This window comes from Pantoea sp. (genome assembly GCF_039594315.1).
Classification (GTDB): Bacteria; Pseudomonadota; Gammaproteobacteria; order Enterobacterales; family Enterobacteriaceae; genus Pantoea.
Map to the genome: position 1 here is coordinate 1 of NZ_JBCNNP010000072.1, position 17260 is coordinate 17260.

General features: G+C 53.0%; 12 protein-coding genes. 6 read left to right on the forward strand and 6 right to left on the reverse strand.

What is annotated here, in order from left to right; all coding sequences use genetic code 11:
* Positions 1-27 precede the first annotated feature (27 nt).
* On the forward strand, positions 28-678 hold the full coding sequence (gene rcsB / locus ABDW13_RS21755) for a response regulator transcription factor RcsB (protein ID WP_007889370.1): 651 nt from the start codon (positions 28-30) through the stop codon (positions 676-678).
* Positions 679-741: 63 nt separating this feature from the next.
* Here rcsB and rcsC read toward each other — a convergent pair whose 3' ends face one another.
* Both rcsC and gyrA read right to left on the reverse strand, forming a co-directional pair.
* A complete protein-coding gene (gene rcsC / locus ABDW13_RS21760; RefSeq protein ID WP_343554613.1) occupies positions 742-3594 on the reverse strand; it encodes a two-component system sensor histidine kinase RcsC in 2853 nt (950 codons plus the stop codon).
* Between the two features lie 164 nt (positions 3595-3758).
* Complete coding sequence (gene gyrA / locus ABDW13_RS21765; RefSeq protein WP_343554614.1) at positions 3759-6398, reverse strand: DNA topoisomerase (ATP-hydrolyzing) subunit A; 2640 nt, start codon at positions 6396-6398, stop codon at positions 3759-3761.
* Between the two features lie 176 nt (positions 6399-6574).
* Here gyrA and ubiG point away from each other — a divergent pair, with 176 nt between their 5' ends.
* The 4 genes from ubiG to yfaE all read left to right on the forward strand — a co-directional run bounded on the left by ubiG (position 6575) and on the right by yfaE (position 11553).
* On the forward strand, positions 6575-7300 hold the full coding sequence (gene ubiG / locus ABDW13_RS21770; protein ID WP_343554615.1) for a bifunctional 2-polyprenyl-6-hydroxyphenol methylase/3-demethylubiquinol 3-O-methyltransferase UbiG: 726 nt from the start codon (positions 6575-6577) through the stop codon (positions 7298-7300).
* A 520-nt stretch (positions 7301-7820) separates the two neighbouring features.
* Positions 7821-10106 (forward strand): class 1a ribonucleoside-diphosphate reductase subunit alpha, encoded by a 2286-nt coding sequence (nrdA, locus tag ABDW13_RS21775; RefSeq protein ID WP_343554616.1) that lies wholly within the window; start codon positions 7821-7823, stop codon positions 10104-10106.
* Positions 10107-10159: 53 nt separating this feature from the next.
* Entirely contained in the window at positions 10160-11290 is a 1131-nt protein-coding gene (gene nrdB, locus ABDW13_RS21780) for a class Ia ribonucleoside-diphosphate reductase subunit beta (RefSeq protein WP_343554617.1), read from the forward strand.
* 2 nt (positions 11291-11292) lie between these two features.
* Positions 11293-11553, forward strand: a complete 261-nt coding sequence (gene yfaE, locus ABDW13_RS21785; protein ID WP_343554618.1) for a class I ribonucleotide reductase maintenance protein YfaE — start codon at positions 11293-11295, stop codon at positions 11551-11553.
* Between the two features lie 36 nt (positions 11554-11589).
* On the opposite strand, the gene ABDW13_RS21790 is transcribed toward yfaE, so the two are convergent.
* Both ABDW13_RS21790 and elaB read right to left on the reverse strand, forming a co-directional pair.
* Complete coding sequence (locus ABDW13_RS21790) at positions 11590-12786, reverse strand: nicotinamide mononucleotide deamidase-related protein YfaY (protein WP_343554619.1); 1197 nt, start codon at positions 12784-12786, stop codon at positions 11590-11592.
* Between the two features lie 154 nt (positions 12787-12940).
* Positions 12941-13249 (reverse strand): stress response protein ElaB, encoded by a 309-nt coding sequence (gene elaB, locus ABDW13_RS21795; RefSeq protein ID WP_343554620.1) that lies wholly within the window; start codon positions 13247-13249, stop codon positions 12941-12943.
* Positions 13250-13540: 291 nt separating this feature from the next.
* On the opposite strand from elaB, the gene ABDW13_RS21800 reads away from it, so the two are divergent.
* Positions 13541-15199 (forward strand): glucan biosynthesis protein, encoded by a 1659-nt coding sequence (locus ABDW13_RS21800; protein WP_343554621.1) that lies wholly within the window; start codon positions 13541-13543, stop codon positions 15197-15199.
* 28 nt (positions 15200-15227) lie between these two features.
* Here the strand turns inward: ABDW13_RS21800 and ABDW13_RS21805 are convergent, their stop codons facing one another.
* Positions 15228-15680, reverse strand: coding sequence for a GNAT family N-acetyltransferase (locus tag ABDW13_RS21805; RefSeq protein ID WP_343554622.1), 453 nt, complete (start codon positions 15678-15680; stop codon positions 15228-15230).
* Positions 15681-15813: 133 nt separating this feature from the next.
* Positions 15814-17260 (reverse strand): NADH-quinone oxidoreductase subunit NuoN (nuoN, locus tag ABDW13_RS21810; RefSeq protein WP_343554623.1); only part of this gene is annotated, 1447 nt, incomplete at its 5' end.

Genomic DNA, 17260 nt, shown 5'->3' on the forward strand with positions numbered 1-17260 from the left:
AACTGCTGCAGCAAGGTAACCAATAAGATGAATAACTTGAACGTAATTATTGCCGATGACCATCCGATCGTTCTGTTCGGTATCCGTAAGTCACTGGAACAGATTGAATGGGTTAACGTTGTAGGTGAGTTTGAAGACTCAACAGCACTGGTAAACAGCTTACCCAAGCTGGATGCGAATGTCCTGATCACCGACCTCTCCATGCCAGGTGAGAAATACGGTGACGGCATTACCCTGATTAAATACATCAAACGTCACTATCCGGATCTCTCAATTATCGTTCTTACTATGAACAATAACCCAGCGATCCTGAGCGCGGTGTTGGATCTGGATATTGAAGGGATTGTCCTGAAGCAAGGCGCGCCAACCGATTTACCAAAAGCGCTGGCTGCGTTGCAGAAAGGCAAAAAGTATACGCCGGAAAGCGTGGCAAAACTGCTGGAGCGCATTAGCGCTGGTGGTTACGGTGACAAACGTCTGTCGCCGAAAGAGAGCGAAGTATTGCGTCTGTTCGCCGAAGGTTTCCTGGTGACAGAAATTGCTAAGAAGCTGAACCGCAGTATCAAAACCATCAGTAGCCAGAAGAAATCAGCGATGATGAAACTGGGCGTGGAAAACGATATTGCGCTGCTGAACTACCTCTCTTCTGTCAGCGCCACTCAAGTCGACAAAGAGTAATCATAAAAATGGCGGCCTATTTAGGCCGCCATTTTTTTCGCTGAATCTAAACCCATCCTGCGATCACCCTTCCCGGCTTTTCCTCACGCGTTCAGCGTAAACCGCCAAGGTACTTTTCAGCACATCTAACGTTACTGGCTTCGACAGACAGTTATCCATGCCTGCATCCATACAACGCTGCTTCTCTTCTGCCAACGCATTGGCCGTAACGCCGATTACCGGGAAAGTATGTCCCAACTGGCGCAAGCGCTGCGTCAGGCGATATCCATCCATATTTGGCATGTTGACGTCGCTCAGCACGATATCAATGTGATTGCGGCTCAACACGTTCAATGCATCCACACCATCTTGTGCCGTTTTGGTTTGATAACCGACAGTACCAAGCTGCTCAGACAGCAACATGCGGTTGATCGGATGGTCATCGACGATCAGCACAATGATGTCTTCATAGGTCGCCGCCGCTTGCGGTGCCGGCAATTGCAGCTGCGTGGTGGTGTCGCTATTAATATTGATGCGGTAGATGCGGCCAAGTAGCTGCGGCAAGTCATGCAGCATCGCACTGCTCTGAATCCATTGGCCTGGCGCGGTTTCCTGCGCGGTATCAATGTGTCGGCCGCAAATATGGATGTGCGCACGCACGCTTTGCGCTGGCGCATCATCATGATCGCTGATAATCACATCGTCACTGGCCGCGTGGCCTTGATAATGTGCCACCTGAATCCCTTGCTGTTGCAGCAGACCCAACAGGAAGCTGGCGAGATAGTCATTCCGCATATCCAGCCAAATGGCTTTTTCCTGCAAACCATCCAGCAGCGGCGGCGTTGGTTGCTGCCCGGCATAAATCGGAATACGCACCACAAACTGGCTTCCCATGCCAGGCTCGGAATCAACCTCAATATCACCGTCCATCATGTTGATCAGCTTTTCACAGATCGCCAGGCCCAAACCGGTTCCCTGGAAATTACGCTGCACACCTGAACCAACCTGGAAGAACGGATCGAACAAGCGCGTGACTTCCTTGGCCGGAATCCCCACGCCGGTATCGCGCACGCGGAATGCCAGATAACCATCTTTCTCGTAGGCATGCAGGATAATGCAGCCGGTATGCGTGAACTTGATGGCGTTGTTGAGCAGGTTAGAAATCACCTGTTGCAGACGCATGGCATCGCCATCCAGCGTCAGCGGCACATCGTTTTCGATCAGCACATACAAAGTCAGGCGCTTGCGTACCACCAGCGACAAATAGTTACTGGCGATGTGATTGACCACTTCGCGCGGCGAGAACGGATGCGGCTCGATTTTCAGCTGCTCAGATTCGATTTTCGAAAAGTCGAGGATGTCGCTGATGATCTTCAGCAACAGGCTGGATGAGTTGTTCATCGCCGTCACCAGCGATTCGACGCCTTTCGGTAACACTTTGGTTTGCAGCAGATCGAGGTTACCGATAATCCCATACAGCGGCGTGCGCAGTTCGTGGCTGACGGTCGCCAGGAACATCGATTTCGACTGGCTGGCTTGTTCGGCCGAATGCGCCATTTCCTGCAATGATTGCTCCATACGCACACGCGCCGAAACATCAACCAGCACGCAAATCGCCACGTTTTCATTGCGATAGCGCGAATGGACGAAGCTGATTTGCAGGTTGGTATTACTGCCGGTTAGCACATCAACAAAATTGACCTGTTGACCGCCGATGATTTCATTCAAACGCTGGCGATCTTCCTGGGTTAACAGCGTCAGATAGTTATGCGCCAGTTCATTACTCAGGATGTTGGTGCCATCGCTGGTGCGCAGAATACAGATACCCACCGGCGCGGAGGCGACAATCTTACGGTTGAACTGCTCGTGTTCCTCCAGTCGGTGCGCGTTTTCTTCAGCCGGCAGGAACATACGCCGTTCGAATACCCATGCCAACGTGAACAAAATCACCGCACTAAAGATGTTGAGCAGCAGCGCATTGATCAGCATTAATTTGAGCTGATCGACCAGCACATCGGTGGAGAGCGACCACACCACATTGAGATTTGAGGGCGGCAGCGGCTTTTTCAGCACCAGCTGGCGATAGTTGTCGAGATAGCCAAACCAGGTGCTGCTATCCGGCAAATCGTCGAGCGAATAACCTGGACCACCGCGTCGTGAACTGAGCAGCGGACGATAATTCTCATCAGTAATCGTCGCCACCAGCGGCAAGCCGCCCGGCTGGATGAATTCGTCAAAGCGAATATTCTGTTCTACACCAAGTAGCGCTTGCAGCTTATTCGCCACATACACCGGCACTACCATATAGAAATTGCCCACGCCCGGCTGCGCACTGCTGGTGATCCAGTACATCGGTTGGCGCCGCTCTTCTTCATTACCGTTGCGGTAGTGCAGCACGCGCTCGCGCAGCGCTTTCAGGCTGCGTTCGCGATCGACCGAGTTGTTATTACCGATGGTGAAATCGGCCAGGCACTGGTTTTCGCCGCCGATAAAGAACACACGGTTCAACTCGTAAGCGGAGGCGAAATTACTCTTCCAGTAATTGATGTAGTAACTGAGTGAATCCAGCGAGTTACGCCAGGTGTTGCTCATTGAGGTGCAATCACCATCGGAAAACAGCGGGGTAAATTGCGGCAGCGTGCCTTTGCCCGGCGGCATTCCGTTGAGCACATCCAGCCCATTCGCGTTGGCGCTAAGGCGATTTTCGGTGATGTACTTCAACTCACGCATGACATCCGCAGAGTGGCGTACATACCAAACCGCCTGACCATAATTGGTGGCGAACTCCTGACGAACCGCGTTCTCTTTCTCGTGCAGCACATTGATGATGTAAAAAGTGGTCAGCAGCGCGCCCAGCGCCCAGAGCAGCAACGCCAGCGCACGAAACAGATAGCGCGAAATACGAAGCGTGGTGCGAAAGGAGACGAGATATTTCAAAAGAGGCTCACTGGCGGTAAGAGGTTATCAGGATGTTGAAAAGCTTCCATACACTAGCTTTATCGGTTGAAAAAAGCCAGTTGGCGTGCGCCGTTAGCGTAAAACTCAGATAAAAAAACGGCAGGTCAATTTACTGACCTGCCGTTTTTAAACGCCGTTACGAATTACTCTTCGTCATCCGCTTCTGGCGCGTCGTCTTCAGTGTCAACTTCCGGCGCGATGTCGTCTTCGCCTTCGGCTACGCTGCCGTCGATGGCGTCGAGTTCTTCCTCTTCCACCGGCTCAGCCACACGTTGCAGACCCACTACGTTTTCATCTTCCGCGGTGCGGATCAGAATCACGCCTTGGGTGTTACGGCCAACCACGCTGACTTCCGACACGCGAGTACGCACCAGCGTACCGGCATCGGTGATCATCATGATCTGATCGCCATCCACCACCTGTACCGCGCCGATGACCGGACCGTTACGATCGGTGACTTTAATCGAGATCACACCCTGCGTCGCACGCGACTTGGTTGGATACTCGGTGTTGGCGGTACGTTTGCCGTAGCCGTTCTGCGTCACGGTGAGGATTGCACCCTCTTCACGCGGCACAATCAGCGACACCACTTTATCTTTCTCAGCCAGCTTGATACCGCGTACGCCCGAGGCTGAACGGCCCATGGCACGTACCGCAGTTTCTGAGAAGCGCACCACTTTACCGGCAGCAGAGAACAGCATCGCTTCGTCACTGCCGTTGGTCAGCGCCACACCAATCAGCTCATCATCTTCACGCAAGTTGATGGCGATGATGCCCGCACTACGCGGACGACTGAACTCTTGCAGAGCGGTTTTCTTCACCGTACCGTCAGCGGTCGCCATGAAGATATTGAAGCCTTCGGTGTATTCACGCACCGGCAGAATGGCGGTGATACGTTCGTTGGCTTCCAGTGGCAGCAAGTTGACGATTGGACGTCCACGCGCGCCACGGCTGGCTTCTGGCAACTGATAAACCTTCATCCAGTAGAGACGGCCACGGCTGGAGAAGCACAGAATGGTGTCGTGGGTGTTGGCTACCAGCAGACGATCAATGAAGTCTTCTTCTTTAATACGTGCTGCGGATTTGCCCTTACCACCACGACGCTGTGCTTCATAATCAGTCAACGGTTGATATTTGACATAACCCTGATGCGACAGCGTAACCACCACGTCTTCCTGATTAATCAGGTCTTCGATGTTGATATCCGCGCTGTTGGCGGTGATCTCGGTACGACGTTCGTCGCCGAACTGATCGCGCATCGCTTCCAGTTCTTCGCGAATCACTTCCATCAAACGCTCAGCGCTTTGCAGGATGTGCATCAGCTCAGCAATTTGATCCAGCAGCTCTTTGTACTCATCCAGCAGTTTTTCGTGCTCAAGACCCGTCAGTTTCTGCAGACGCAGATCCAGAATCGCCTGTGCTTGCTGCTCGGTCAGATAATATTGACCATCGCGAATACCGAACTCGGCTTCCAGCCACTCTGGACGCGCAGCATCATTGCCTGCACGCTCCAGCATAGCGGCAACATTGCCCAGATCCCACGACTGCGCCAGCAAGCCGGTTTTGGCTTCGGCAGGCGTTGGTGCACGGCGAATCAGCTCAATGATTTCATCAATGTTAGCCAGCGCAATCGCCAGGCCTTCGAGGATGTGCGCACGATCGCGCGCTTTACGCAGTTCGAAAATGGTACGACGCGTCACAACTTCACGACGGTGGCGCACGAAGGCTTCAATGATGCCTTTCAGCGTCATGATCTTCGGCTGGCCCTGATGCAGCGCCACCATGTTGATGCCGAATGACACTTGCAGCTGGGTCAACGAGTAGAGGTTGTTGAGCACCACTTCGCCGACTGCGTCACGTTTGATCTCGATAACGATACGCATACCGTCTTTATCGGATTCGTCACGCAAGGCGCTGATGCCTTCCACACGCTTCTCTTTCACCAGCTCAGCGATTTTCTCAATCAGGCGCGCTTTGTTCACCTGATAAGGAATTTCATTGACGATGATAGTTTCGCGACCGGTTTTAGCGTCGGTTTCCACTTCGCCACGTGCGCGGATGTAAATCTTGCCGCGACCGGTACGATAAGCTTCTTCGATACCACGACGACCGTTGATGAACGCCGCTGTCGGGAAATCTGGCCCGGTGATATGTTCCATCAAGCCTTCAACGGTGATCTCTTCATCATCGATAAATGCCAGACAGCCGTTGATCACTTCAGTCAGGTTGTGCGGTGGAATATTGGTTGCCATACCTACGGCGATACCGGACGAACCGTTTACCAGCAGGTTAGGAATTTTAGTCGGCAGGACTTCAGGGATCTGCTCGGTGCCATCGTAGTTTGGCACGAAATCGACGGTTTCTTTTTCGAGGTCCGCCAGCAGCTCCGAAGAGATCTTCGCCATACGTACTTCGGTATAACGCATCGCTGCCGCTGAGTCGCCATCGACCGAACCGAAGTTACCCTGACCGTCAACCAGCATGTAGCGCAGGGAGAACGGTTGAGCCATACGTACGATACTTTCGTACACTGCGGAATCGCCGTGCGGGTGATATTTACCGATAACGTCACCGACCACACGGGCAGATTTTTTATAGGCTTTATTCCAGTCGTTGCCCAGTTCGCTCATGGCAAAAAGCACACGGCGGTGAACCGGCTTCAGACCATCACGTACATCGGGTAAGGCTCGGCCAACAATGACCGACATGGCGTAATCGAGGTAAGAGTTCTTTAACTCTTCTTCGATATTGACCGGTGTAATTTCTCTCGCAAGGTCGCTCATGGAGCCGCTATCCCTCTACATAATCCCGGATTTAAAGGTGCGAAAGTATATCACATAGCTTCCCCACGGTGAACGTTAACCAGGGTTTAATCCCGCTTTTCCTTCGCCTTGAGAGATGCGTTCACGCGACTTAAGCGTTTATACTGAGGGAATATTTTGTCTGGAGTGATGATTCAATGAGTGAACAACCGCAGGAAAGCCGCCAGAACGTTGACCACGCCGAGATTGCCAAGTTTGAGGCCGTGGCTTCGCGTTGGTGGGATTTAGAAGGTGAATTTAAGCCGTTACACCGAATCAATCCCCTGCGGCTGGGCTGGATTGCGCAACACAGCAACGGTTTGTTTGGCAAAAAAGTGCTGGATGTCGGCTGTGGCGGTGGCATTCTGGCCGAAAGCATGGCGCGTGAAGGCGCGAACGTTACCGGCTTAGACATGGGCGCGGAACCGTTGGAAGTGGCGCGCTTGCATGCACTGGAAAGCGGCATCAGCGTCGATTACGTGCAGCAAACCGTGGAAGACCACGCCGCCAGCCATGCGGGGACTTACGATGTGGTGACCTGCATGGAGATGCTGGAGCATGTCCCCGATCCACGTTCTGTGGTGTTAGCCTGCGCGCAGTTGGTTAAGCCGGGTGGCGAAGTGTTCTTCTCCACCATCAACCGCAATCCCAAAGCCTGGTTGCTGGCGGTATTTGGCGCGGAATATGTGATGCGTATGGTGCCGCGCGGCACGCATGACGTGAAGAAATTCATCCGCCCTGCCGAACTGCTGAATTGGGTCGATGAAACGCCACTGCGCGAAATGGGGATGATCGGCCTGCACTACAATCCGCTCACTAACCAGTTCCGTTTAGGTCGCGGTGTGGATGTGAACTATATGGTTCATACGCATCGTCAGGATTAAAGGGTTACACAAATGCAGGTCGCCATTTATGGTGGCCTTCATCCAACATCATTTGGCTCTATCCAGATCAATTTCCTTTTAGACGCCTCCTGCCATTTTTTATACCGTAAACAGGTCACAAAAAATTCATAAGCAATTTTAGATAAGTTCGCTACTGGCGGCCTTGTCAGACCTTTTTTCGTCTAAGAAAAATCCTGAAACCTGTGAGTTGAGCAAGAAACACGCGTCTGATCATAAAGTGAAAAAAAAGTGTGGAGCGGTTGACACTAAGTGCAGGCCTTGCGGCATGGGGATCCAGGATTTTAGCCACCCCCTGAGGACGATTTTTTAGTGAAAATCAACTCTTGTTAAGAACAGATAGCTGACTAAAATACTCACCATATTGTTGTTCAAACTTCCCGCACCCCCTATATATAGTGTTTATCCACAGGCTTACTCACAACGAGCGGCTTGTGCATAGACCTTGTGCATAGATGGGGGATAAATACGTCATTCATGCATGGACAGGTAAAAACGCGACATGAACCAAAGTCTGCTCGTTACTAAACGCGATGGCCGCCAGGAGCGCATTGATCTCGACAAAATCCACCGTGTACTGGATTGGGCTGCCGAAGGACTGAACAACGTTTCAGTTTCTCAGGTTGAACTGCGCTCACACATTCAGTTTTACGATGGCATCAGAACCTCTGATATCCATGAGACCATTATCAAGGCTGCCGCAGACCTGATTTCCCGTGATGCGCCGGATTACCAATACCTGGCTGCACGCCTGGCGATCTTCCACCTGCGTAAAAAAGCTTACGGCCAGTTTGAGCCGCCGAAGCTGTACGATCAGGTGGTGAAGATGGTTGAGATGGGCAAATACGATCGCCATCTGCTGGAAGATTACAGCACCGAAGAGTTCGAGCTGATGGACGGCTTCATCGACCATTGGCGCGACATGAATTTCTCCTACGCTGCGGTTAAGCAGCTGGAAGGGAAATATTTGGTGCAGAACCGCGTCAGCGGTGAAATCTACGAAAGCGCGCAGTTCCTCTATATTCTGGTCGCCGCTTGCCTGTTCTCAGGCTATCCGCGCGAAACCCGCATGGACTACGTGAAGCGTTTCTACGATGCGATCTCCACCTTTAAGATCTCATTGCCAACGCCAATCATGTCCGGCGTGCGTACGCCAACGCGTCAGTTTAGTTCTTGCGTACTGATCGAGTGCGGCGACAGCCTTGATTCTATCAACGCCACCTCAAGCGCTATCGTGAAATACGTTTCGCAGCGCGCTGGTATCGGTATCAACGCCGGTCGTATTCGTGCGCTGGGCAGCCCGATTCGTGGCGGTGAAGCGTTCCACACCGGTTGTATCCCATTCTACAAACACTTCCAGACCGCGGTTAAATCGTGCTCACAAGGCGGCGTGCGTGGTGGTGCGGCTACGCTGTTCTACCCAATGTGGCATCTGGAAGTTGAGAGCCTGCTGGTGCTGAAAAACAACCGCGGCGTAGAAGGCAACCGCGTGCGTCACATGGATTACGGCGTACAGATCAACAAACTGATGTATACCCGCCTGCTGAAAGGCGAGGACATCACGCTGTTCAGCCCTTCCGATGTGCCGGGCCTGTACGATGCGTTCTTCGCCGATCAAGACGAATTCGAACGTCTGTACACCAAATACGAGAAAGACGACAGCATCCGCAAACAGCGCGTGAAAGCCGTTGAGCTTTTCTCACTGATGATGCAGGAACGTGCTTCAACTGGCCGTATCTACATCCAGAACGTCGATCACTGCAACACCCACAGCCCGTTTGATCCAAGCATTGCACCAGTGCGCCAGTCCAACCTGTGCCTGGAAATCGCGCTGCCGACCAAACCGCTGAACGATGTTAATGACGAGAGCGGCGAAATCGCGCTCTGTACGCTGTCTGCGTTCAACCTCGGTGCGATCAACAGCCTCGACGATTTGGAAGAGTTGGCCACTCTGGCGGTACGTGCGCTGGATGCGTTGCTGGATTATCAGGATTACCCAATCCCAGCAGCCCAACGTGGTGCTATGGGTCGTCGTACCCTGGGTATCGGCGTGATCAACTATGCATACTACCTGGCGAAAAACGGCGTGCGTTACTCTGATGGCAGCGCCAACAACCTGACGCACAAAACCTTCGAAGCGATTCAGTTCTATCTTTTGAAAGCCTCGAACGAGTTGGCGAAAGAGCAAGGTGCTTGCCCGTGGTTCAAAGAGACCACCTATTCGCAAGGCATCCTGCCGATCGATACCTATAAAAAGGATCTCGATGCGGTGTGCAGCGAGCCGCTGCATCTGGATTGGGAAGGTCTGCGTGAGTCAATCACCACGCACGGTCTGCGCAACTCAACGCTGTCTGCGCTGATGCCGTCTGAAACCTCTTCGCAGATTTCAAATGCCACCAACGGCATTGAGCCACCACGTGGACACATCAGCATTAAGGCCTCCAAAGACGGCATTCTGCGTCAGGTGGTGCCAGAGTATGAGCGCTTGAAAGATCAGTACGAACTGCTGTGGGAAATGCCGTCTAACGATGGTTACTTACAGCTGGTTGGCGTGATGCAGAAATTCATCGACCAGGCGATTTCGTCGAACACCAACTACGATCCAAGCCGCTTCGCCAATGGCAAAGTGCCGATGAAACAGTTGCTGAAAGACCTGTTGACCGCGTACAAATTTGGCGTAAAAACCCTGTATTATCAAAACACCCGTGATGGTGCGGAAGATGCACAGGACGATATGGCCCCTTCCATTCAGGATGATGGCTGCGAAAGCGGCGCATGTAAGATCTAATCTCATCTTGTCAGGGCCGGCATTGGCCGGCCCTCTTCACTTTTGGACTCAAAATGGCTTACTCCACATTCTCGCAGAACAAGAATAACCAGCTGTTAGAACCGATGTTCTTCGGCCAGTCAGTCAACGTTGCCCGTTTCGATCAGCAGAAATATGACATCTTTGAAAAGCTAATTGAAAAGCAGCTGTCTTTCTTCTGGCGTCCAGAAGAAGTTGACGTTTCACGCGATCGTATCGATTACCAGGCGCTGCCGGATCACGAGAAACACATCTTCATCAGCAACCTGAAGTATCAGACGCTGCTGGATTCAATTCAGGGACGCAGCCCGAACGTGGCGCTGCTGCCGCTGATTTCTATCCCGGAACTGGAAACCTGGATTGAAACCTGGGCGTTCTCAGAGACCATCCACTCGCGCTCTTACACGCATATTATTCGTAATATCGTCAACGATCCGGCGGTGGTGTTTGACGATATCGTTACCAACGAGCAGATTCTGGCGCGCGCGGAAGACATCTCTAAGTACTACGATGACCTGATCGAGATGACCAGCTACTGGCATCTGCTGGGCGAAGGTACGCATCAGGTCAATGGCAAAACCGTCACAGTTAACCTGCGCGCGCTGAAGAAGCAGTTGTACATCTGCCTGATGAGTGTCAATGCGCTCGAAGCGATTCGCTTCTACGTCAGCTTCGCTTGTTCATTTGCTTTCGCCGAGCGCGAGCTGATGGAAGGTAACGCCAAAATCATCAAACTGATCGCACGCGATGAAGCGCTGCACCTGACCGGCACCCAGCATATGCTGAACCTGCTGCGCACCGGTGAAGACGATCCAGAGATGAAAGAGATCGCCGCAGAATGCCGTGATGAGTGCTTCGAGCTGTTCAAGAAAGCGGCCGAGCAGGAAAAAGAGTGGGCGGATTATCTTTTCAGCGGCGGCTCAATGATTGGCCTGAACAAAGACATTCTGTGCCAGTACATCGAGTACATCACTAACATCCGCATGCAAGCAGTTGGCCTTGATCTGCCATTCCAGACGCGTTCAAACCCTATTCCATGGATCAATTCATGGCTGGTTTCCGATAACGTGCAGGTTGCACCGCAGGAAGTTGAAGTCAGTTCATATCTGGTTGGTCAGATTGATTCTGAAGTAGGTGAAGACGATTTCGACGGCTTCCAGCTGTAATCATGAATCGTTCTGTTGTTATTCTGCGTAGCTCTGGCTCAAGGCTGGAGTGCGCAGAAGATCATCCCAATCTGCTGACAACCTTAGAAGCCAACAATGTCTGTGTTGAGTTTCAATGCCGTGAAGGTTATTGCGGTTCTTGCCGCATGCGTCTGCTGAAAGGCGAAGTGGCTTATGCAGAAACCCCGTTGGCGTTTGTGCAGCAAGGCGAGATTTTGCCGTGTTGCTGTCGCGCCAAAGGGGAGATTGAGATCGAGCTGTAAGTTGCAGGTTGCCTGACGCGGCAACCTGCCATTCTGTTAGCTTTTCACCGTTTCCAGTATTTCAATCCAACCGTGCCCGGTACTGACTTCACTGCCATGCAGCCAGCGGCGCAGCATGTTCATCGCCATCATCGCCACCACTTTCTGCCGCGTCTCAACGTTATGACGCCCATGCACGAACTTCACGCGTTGACCCCAACTCGCTTCCGGCGTGTGCAAGGCAATTGCTATTTCACCATCGACTAAATTCCCGACCGATAACGCTAAAACCGTGCCGTGATGGGCCGCGAGATCGCGCGTGCGCGTTACTTGTGCTTCTAAATCTTCATCATGCGCAGGTAAAATTTCTGCGCCGCTCAACGGCACTTCGGCTGATGCTAGCTGCCAGTTAAGCAAACCCGCAGTGAACTGCTCACTGATGGCCAAACGGAAACCGCGATTTTGTAGTTCACCTGCCAGCACCGCCGGTAAACCTTCGGTGCCTTCGAAGATGGTGCATTCGGCCAACAACAGTTTCACCTGCTGCCAGGCTTGCTCCATCGCCACACGTTGGCTGGCCGGTCCGGTGAGTTTAATCTCGATAATCGGCATTGATGAGCGATACCCCATCACCGCGCCTTCAGGTAGTGCTAGCGGCTCCAGTTCGGCGGCGATATCGCTTTCACCGCGACCAAAGGTGGTCAGGCGCAAACACAGAGGCGGTTCAGGCAGTTCAAAGCGCGCTTTGAGGCGTGGAATGATCTCCTGCTCGACCATCACTTTAAATTCCGACGGCACGCCCGGGGTGAAGAAAATCCAGCAGCGATTGAGTTGCAGTGCAAAGCCGCAGGCGGTGCCGACCGGGTTATCCAGCATTTCGGCATTCGCCGGGATTTCCGCTTGTTTGCGGTTGCTTGGTGCCATGATGCGTCCCCGGCTGGCAAACCAGGCTTCCATTTTTTCCAGCCACGCCTGCTGAATCACCAATTCAGTGCCACAGGCGTTTGCGGCGGCTTGAGCACTGAGATCGTCACTGGTTGGCCCTAAGCCGCCATTGACGATCAGCACATCAGCAACCTGGCTGCGACTTTGTAAAGCCTCCACCAGCGACGACATCGCATCCCCAACGGTACTGCGGCTGGTCATCGGCAAACCGTTCTGGAACAGCACATCAGCTAACCATGCGGCGTTGGTATCAATAATCTGGCCATGTAACACTTCATCGCCCGTTGAGAGCATTTCTACACGTATCACGTTGCGTTCTCCTTGGTCCCTGTCGCTTTACTGTAGGAAGTGCCCAGGCGAAACACAATCGCGGATGATGCGAAACAAGGAATTGGTTGGGATTGAAACAGCCAAAGGGGGGAATAACGAGGAATCGGGCGCGGAAAATCGCGCCCGTTGCAACTTAGCGACGTGCCAGCAGCAAACCGACAAATAGGCCAGCGGCGGCACCAATGCCAATCCCCTGCCACGGTTTTTCATGCACGTAATCATCGGCGCGATACGCAGCGTTTTTGGCGCGATAGTAATAACTGTCCGATGCCTGGCTGACGCGTGATTTCACGTCTTCCAGCGCTTGCTCAGCTTTGAGTTTCAGTTCGATATACTTCTGGTCAGCGGGATCGCCTGAAGCGCGCAGCACTTCTTCCAGCGTTTCCGTCAGCAGCGCCAGGTCGTCATCAAGGTGTGATTCAAATTGGTCTGAAGATGACACTATGTAGTTCCTCCATGTTCGTAACGCGTTGTGGTTTAACTATAGTCATTAATTCCAGTTTTGCTGGCGGGCGTTAACCAGGAATTCACCGAGTTTCACGGCTCTCAATGCAAAGTTATGTTATCCGCATGCCAGCAACGCGAAATCTGCTTCGCTTATTTGATTAATCTGATAAATTTTCCGCAGACTGAATTTTTTAATTCCACGACTGTCGTAACCCCCTGTAGTCAGACGTTTCTCGTCTTACGAGAGTCAAAATACACCCGAGCAGCTAAGGATTAGATTTCCGGCATGAATCGTAGAAAATTTATGAAAGCGTCCATGGCCCTCTCCGCGGTAAGCGGCATGACGGGTCTCTCCACGCTGTTTGCACAGTCCGCCTGGGCCGATGATGGTATCGCCGACGGAGCCGCGGTGCGCTTCGATTTCGACTCACTGAAAAAGAAAGCGTCTGCGCTGGCAAAACAGCCCTGGGGCGGCGCACCCGGCGCCCTGCCCGACACCTTGGCCAATCTGACCCCGCAGGCCTATAACGAAATTCAGTACGATGCCAATCACTCGCTGTGGAATAACATCGCCGATCGCGAGCTTGATGTGCAGTTCTTCCACGTGGGAATGGGCTTCAAACGCCGTATTCGCATGTTCTCCGTTGATGCTGATAGCCGTGAAGCGCGTGAGATTCACTTCCGCCCGGAGCTATTCAACTACAACAACGCCAACGTTGATACCAAGCAATTGGTCGGGAAAACTGATCTCGGCTTTGCCGGTTTCCGCGCGTTCAAAAAGCCGGAACTGGCGCGTCGCGATATCGTCTCCTTCCTCGGCGCGAGCTACTTCCGCGCGGTGGACGAAACCTTCCAATATGGCTTGTCCGCGCGTGGCGTGGCGGTAAACACCTTCAGTAACGGCAAAGAAGAGTTCCCAGACTTCACCGCCTTCTGGTTTGAAACGCCGAAAGCCGACGACACCACCTTTGTAGTTTACGCCTTGCTGGATGGCGCGAGCATCACCGGCGCGTACAAATTCACCATTCACTGCGAAGAAAAACGCGTGGTGATGGAAGTGGAAAACCACCTGTTTGCCCGTAATGAAATTCGCCAGCTTGGCATCGCGCCAATGACCAGCATGTTCAGCTGCGGCACCAACGAGCGCCGCATGTGCAACACCTACCATCCGCAAATTCACGATTCCGATCGTCTGGCGATGTGGACCGGTGAAGGCGAGTGGATTGCGCGTCCGCTAAATAATCCGCAGCGTTTGCAGTTCAACGCCTATCAGGACGAAAACCCGCGTGGTTTCGGCCTGTTGCAGTTGGATCACGACTTCAAGAATTACCAGGATGTGATTGGTTGGTACGACAAACGTCCAAGTCTGTGGGTTGAGCCGATTGGTAAATGGGGCAAAGGCGCCATCAATGTGATGGAGATTCCCACCACCGGTGAAACGCTGGATAACGTGGTGTGCTTCTGGCAGCCATCCGAACCGGTGAAAGCCGGCAGCGAATTCAACTTCCAGTACAAACTGTATTGGAGCCAGTTGCCGCCAGTACGCAGCGGTTTAGCACGCGTCGATGCCACCCGCACCGGGATTGGCGGCTTCCCGGAAGGCTGGGCGCCAGGCGAACACTTCCCGGATACATGGTGCCGTCGCTTTGCCATTGATTTCGTGGGTGGCGATCTGAAAGCTGCCGCACCGAAAGGCATTGAACCGGTGATTACCGTTTCTAGCGGTACCTTTAAGCAGGTTGAGATTCTCTACGTCGAACCGCTAAACGGTTATCGCATCCTGTTTGACTGGTATCCAAACAGCGATTCGACCAAGCCAGTCGATATGCGCCTGTTCTTGCGTACCAAGGACGAGACGCTGAGTGAAACCTGGTTGTATCAGTACTTCCCGCCGCCGCCGGATCAACGTAAATACGTTGATGACCGGCAGATGACACCGGGCTAAGCCTAACGGCGAGGAGCGATCCTCGCCGTTATTGTTTCTGCATGCCGATATGCGGAATCTCGTCTTCGAGATAAACGTCAGTGACCGCTTTGAATCCCAACCGACCATAGAATCCTTCCAGATGCGCCTGCGCGGAAAGATAGATGGCGTGTTGCGGCCAATGCTGTTCGCAACTCTCCAGCGCCTGTTCCATTAGGCGATAGCCTAACTTCAAGCCGCGCGCTTCTTCAGAAACAATCACTCGACCAATCAGCACCGGCGAATCGTCATGCGCTGGCGTCAGCACGCGCGCATAAGCCAACAGTTTGCCATCAAGAAAGCCCAGAATGTGGCGATTATCGGCCGCTAAATCCTGCCCATCAATGTCTTGATACGGGCAATTCTGTTCAACGATGAACACCTGATTACGCAGCGCCAGCAAGGTATAAAGCTGCTGTGCGCTTAATTGACTGTGATGGCAATCTAGCCAAATCATTTCCATGATGATTCCCGGTGTGAGCGAAAAAAGATCCCGTGAGAATACCACAGTGCCAAAACGCAACTGTGATTTGCCCGATTTTAGGCAAAAAAAATCAGGCACGGAGGCCTGATTTTCGTGGTGAAGCGGGAGTGAATTACATCAGCGGTTGAGCCATCTGCACCAGCGAGATTAGCGGCTGCGGATAGACACCAAGCAGCAGCACCAGAATCGCGGAAATCAGCACCACCACACCACCGGCGGTAAACGCCCAGTTGGCTGGCGTATCGCGGTTGTGCAGTTCTGGCGGGCTGAGGTACAGGCTGACGGTAACGCGCAGATAGTAGTAAAGACCAATCGCACTACCGGCCACCACCGCGCCAGTCAACCACCACAGATGCGCATTCACACCGGAAGCAATCACGTAGAACTTACCAATGAAGCCGAGCGTCATCGGGATACCCGCCAGCGACAACATCATCACGGTCATTACCGCAGACAGAATCGGACGATGCCAGAACAGACCACGGTACGAATACAGCGTATCTGCATCCGGGCCACGGTACGGGCTCGACATCAGGCTAACCACACCGAAGGCACCCAAGCTGCTGAACAGGTAACCAGCCAGATACACACCGGCGGTTTCCAGCGACAGCTGATGGGTTTTCACCGCGATCAACGCCACCAGCAGATAACCCAAGTGCGCGATAGACGAGTAACCCAGCAGACGTTTGATGTTGCTCTGCGAGATTGCCATCAGGTTACCGAACAGAATCGAGGCGAAGGCAATCACACCCAATACGGTGCGCACCGCTTCGCTGTCGGTCACTGGCGCGTACATGAACAAACGCATGATTACGCCGAAGATGGCAATTTTACTCGCGGTCGCCAGGAAGGTTGAAACTGGCGCTGGCGCACCTTGGTACACGTCTGGCGTCCACAGATGGAACGGCACCAGCGACAGCTTGAAGCCGAGGCCGATAATCATCATGCCGAGACCCAGCAGCAACAACGGCTGTTGGATCATGCTGTCGCTCAGGCTTTTGCCCAACTGCACAAAGCTCAAACTACCGGAATCCGCATAAATCAGCGCAATACCGAACAGCAGGAACGAAGAGGCTGCGGCCGACAGAATGGTGTATTTCAGTGACGCTTCCAGAGAACGTTTCTGGCGGAAGGCGTAACCAATCAAACCAAACAGCGGCAGCGACAGCAATTCGATACCAATGAACAACGCTGCCAGATGATTCGCGCTCGCCAGCACAATGCCGCCTAGTGCCGCAATCAGCACCAGCAAGTAGAACTCATCTTTGTTGTCTGGGAAGCCAGCCAACCACGGATAAGCAAAGGTACACGTTGCCAGGCTCGCTAGCACCACCAGCGCGGTATAGAACATCGAATAGGCATCAACGCGCAGCAACGGCGTGACATCCATTGCTCCGGCCTGGCCAACAAACCACAGAGAAAACAGCGCAAGGTTAAGTCCGATCACCGTCAGCGTGGCATTAACAAAGTGATTGCGTCGCCACGCAATGGACAGCATCACCACCACCACCGTCAATCCGACGATCAACAGCGGCAGTAACGCGATCAGATGTTGAGGA

Excerpts from the sequence above, each read along its gene's own strand:
- rcsB (WP_007889370.1), top strand. The coding sequence starts at position 28 with ATGAATAACTTGAACGTAATTATTGCCGATGACCATCCGATCGTTCTG.
- gyrA (WP_343554614.1), bottom strand. The coding sequence starts at position 6,398 with ATGAGCGACCTTGCGAGAGAAATTACACCGGTCAATATCGAAGAAGAG.
- ubiG (WP_343554615.1), top strand. The coding sequence starts at position 6,575 with ATGAGTGAACAACCGCAGGAAAGCCGCCAGAACGTTGACCACGCCGAG.
- nrdA (WP_343554616.1), top strand. The coding sequence starts at position 7,821 with ATGAACCAAAGTCTGCTCGTTACTAAACGCGATGGCCGCCAGGAGCGC.
- nrdB (WP_343554617.1), top strand. The coding sequence starts at position 10,160 with ATGGCTTACTCCACATTCTCGCAGAACAAGAATAACCAGCTGTTAGAA.
- yfaE (WP_343554618.1), top strand. The coding sequence starts at position 11,293 with ATGAATCGTTCTGTTGTTATTCTGCGTAGCTCTGGCTCAAGGCTGGAG.
- ABDW13_RS21800 (WP_343554621.1), top strand. The coding sequence starts at position 13,541 with ATGAATCGTAGAAAATTTATGAAAGCGTCCATGGCCCTCTCCGCGGTA.
- ABDW13_RS21805 (WP_343554622.1), bottom strand. The coding sequence starts at position 15,680 with ATGGAAATGATTTGGCTAGATTGCCATCACAGTCAATTAAGCGCACAG.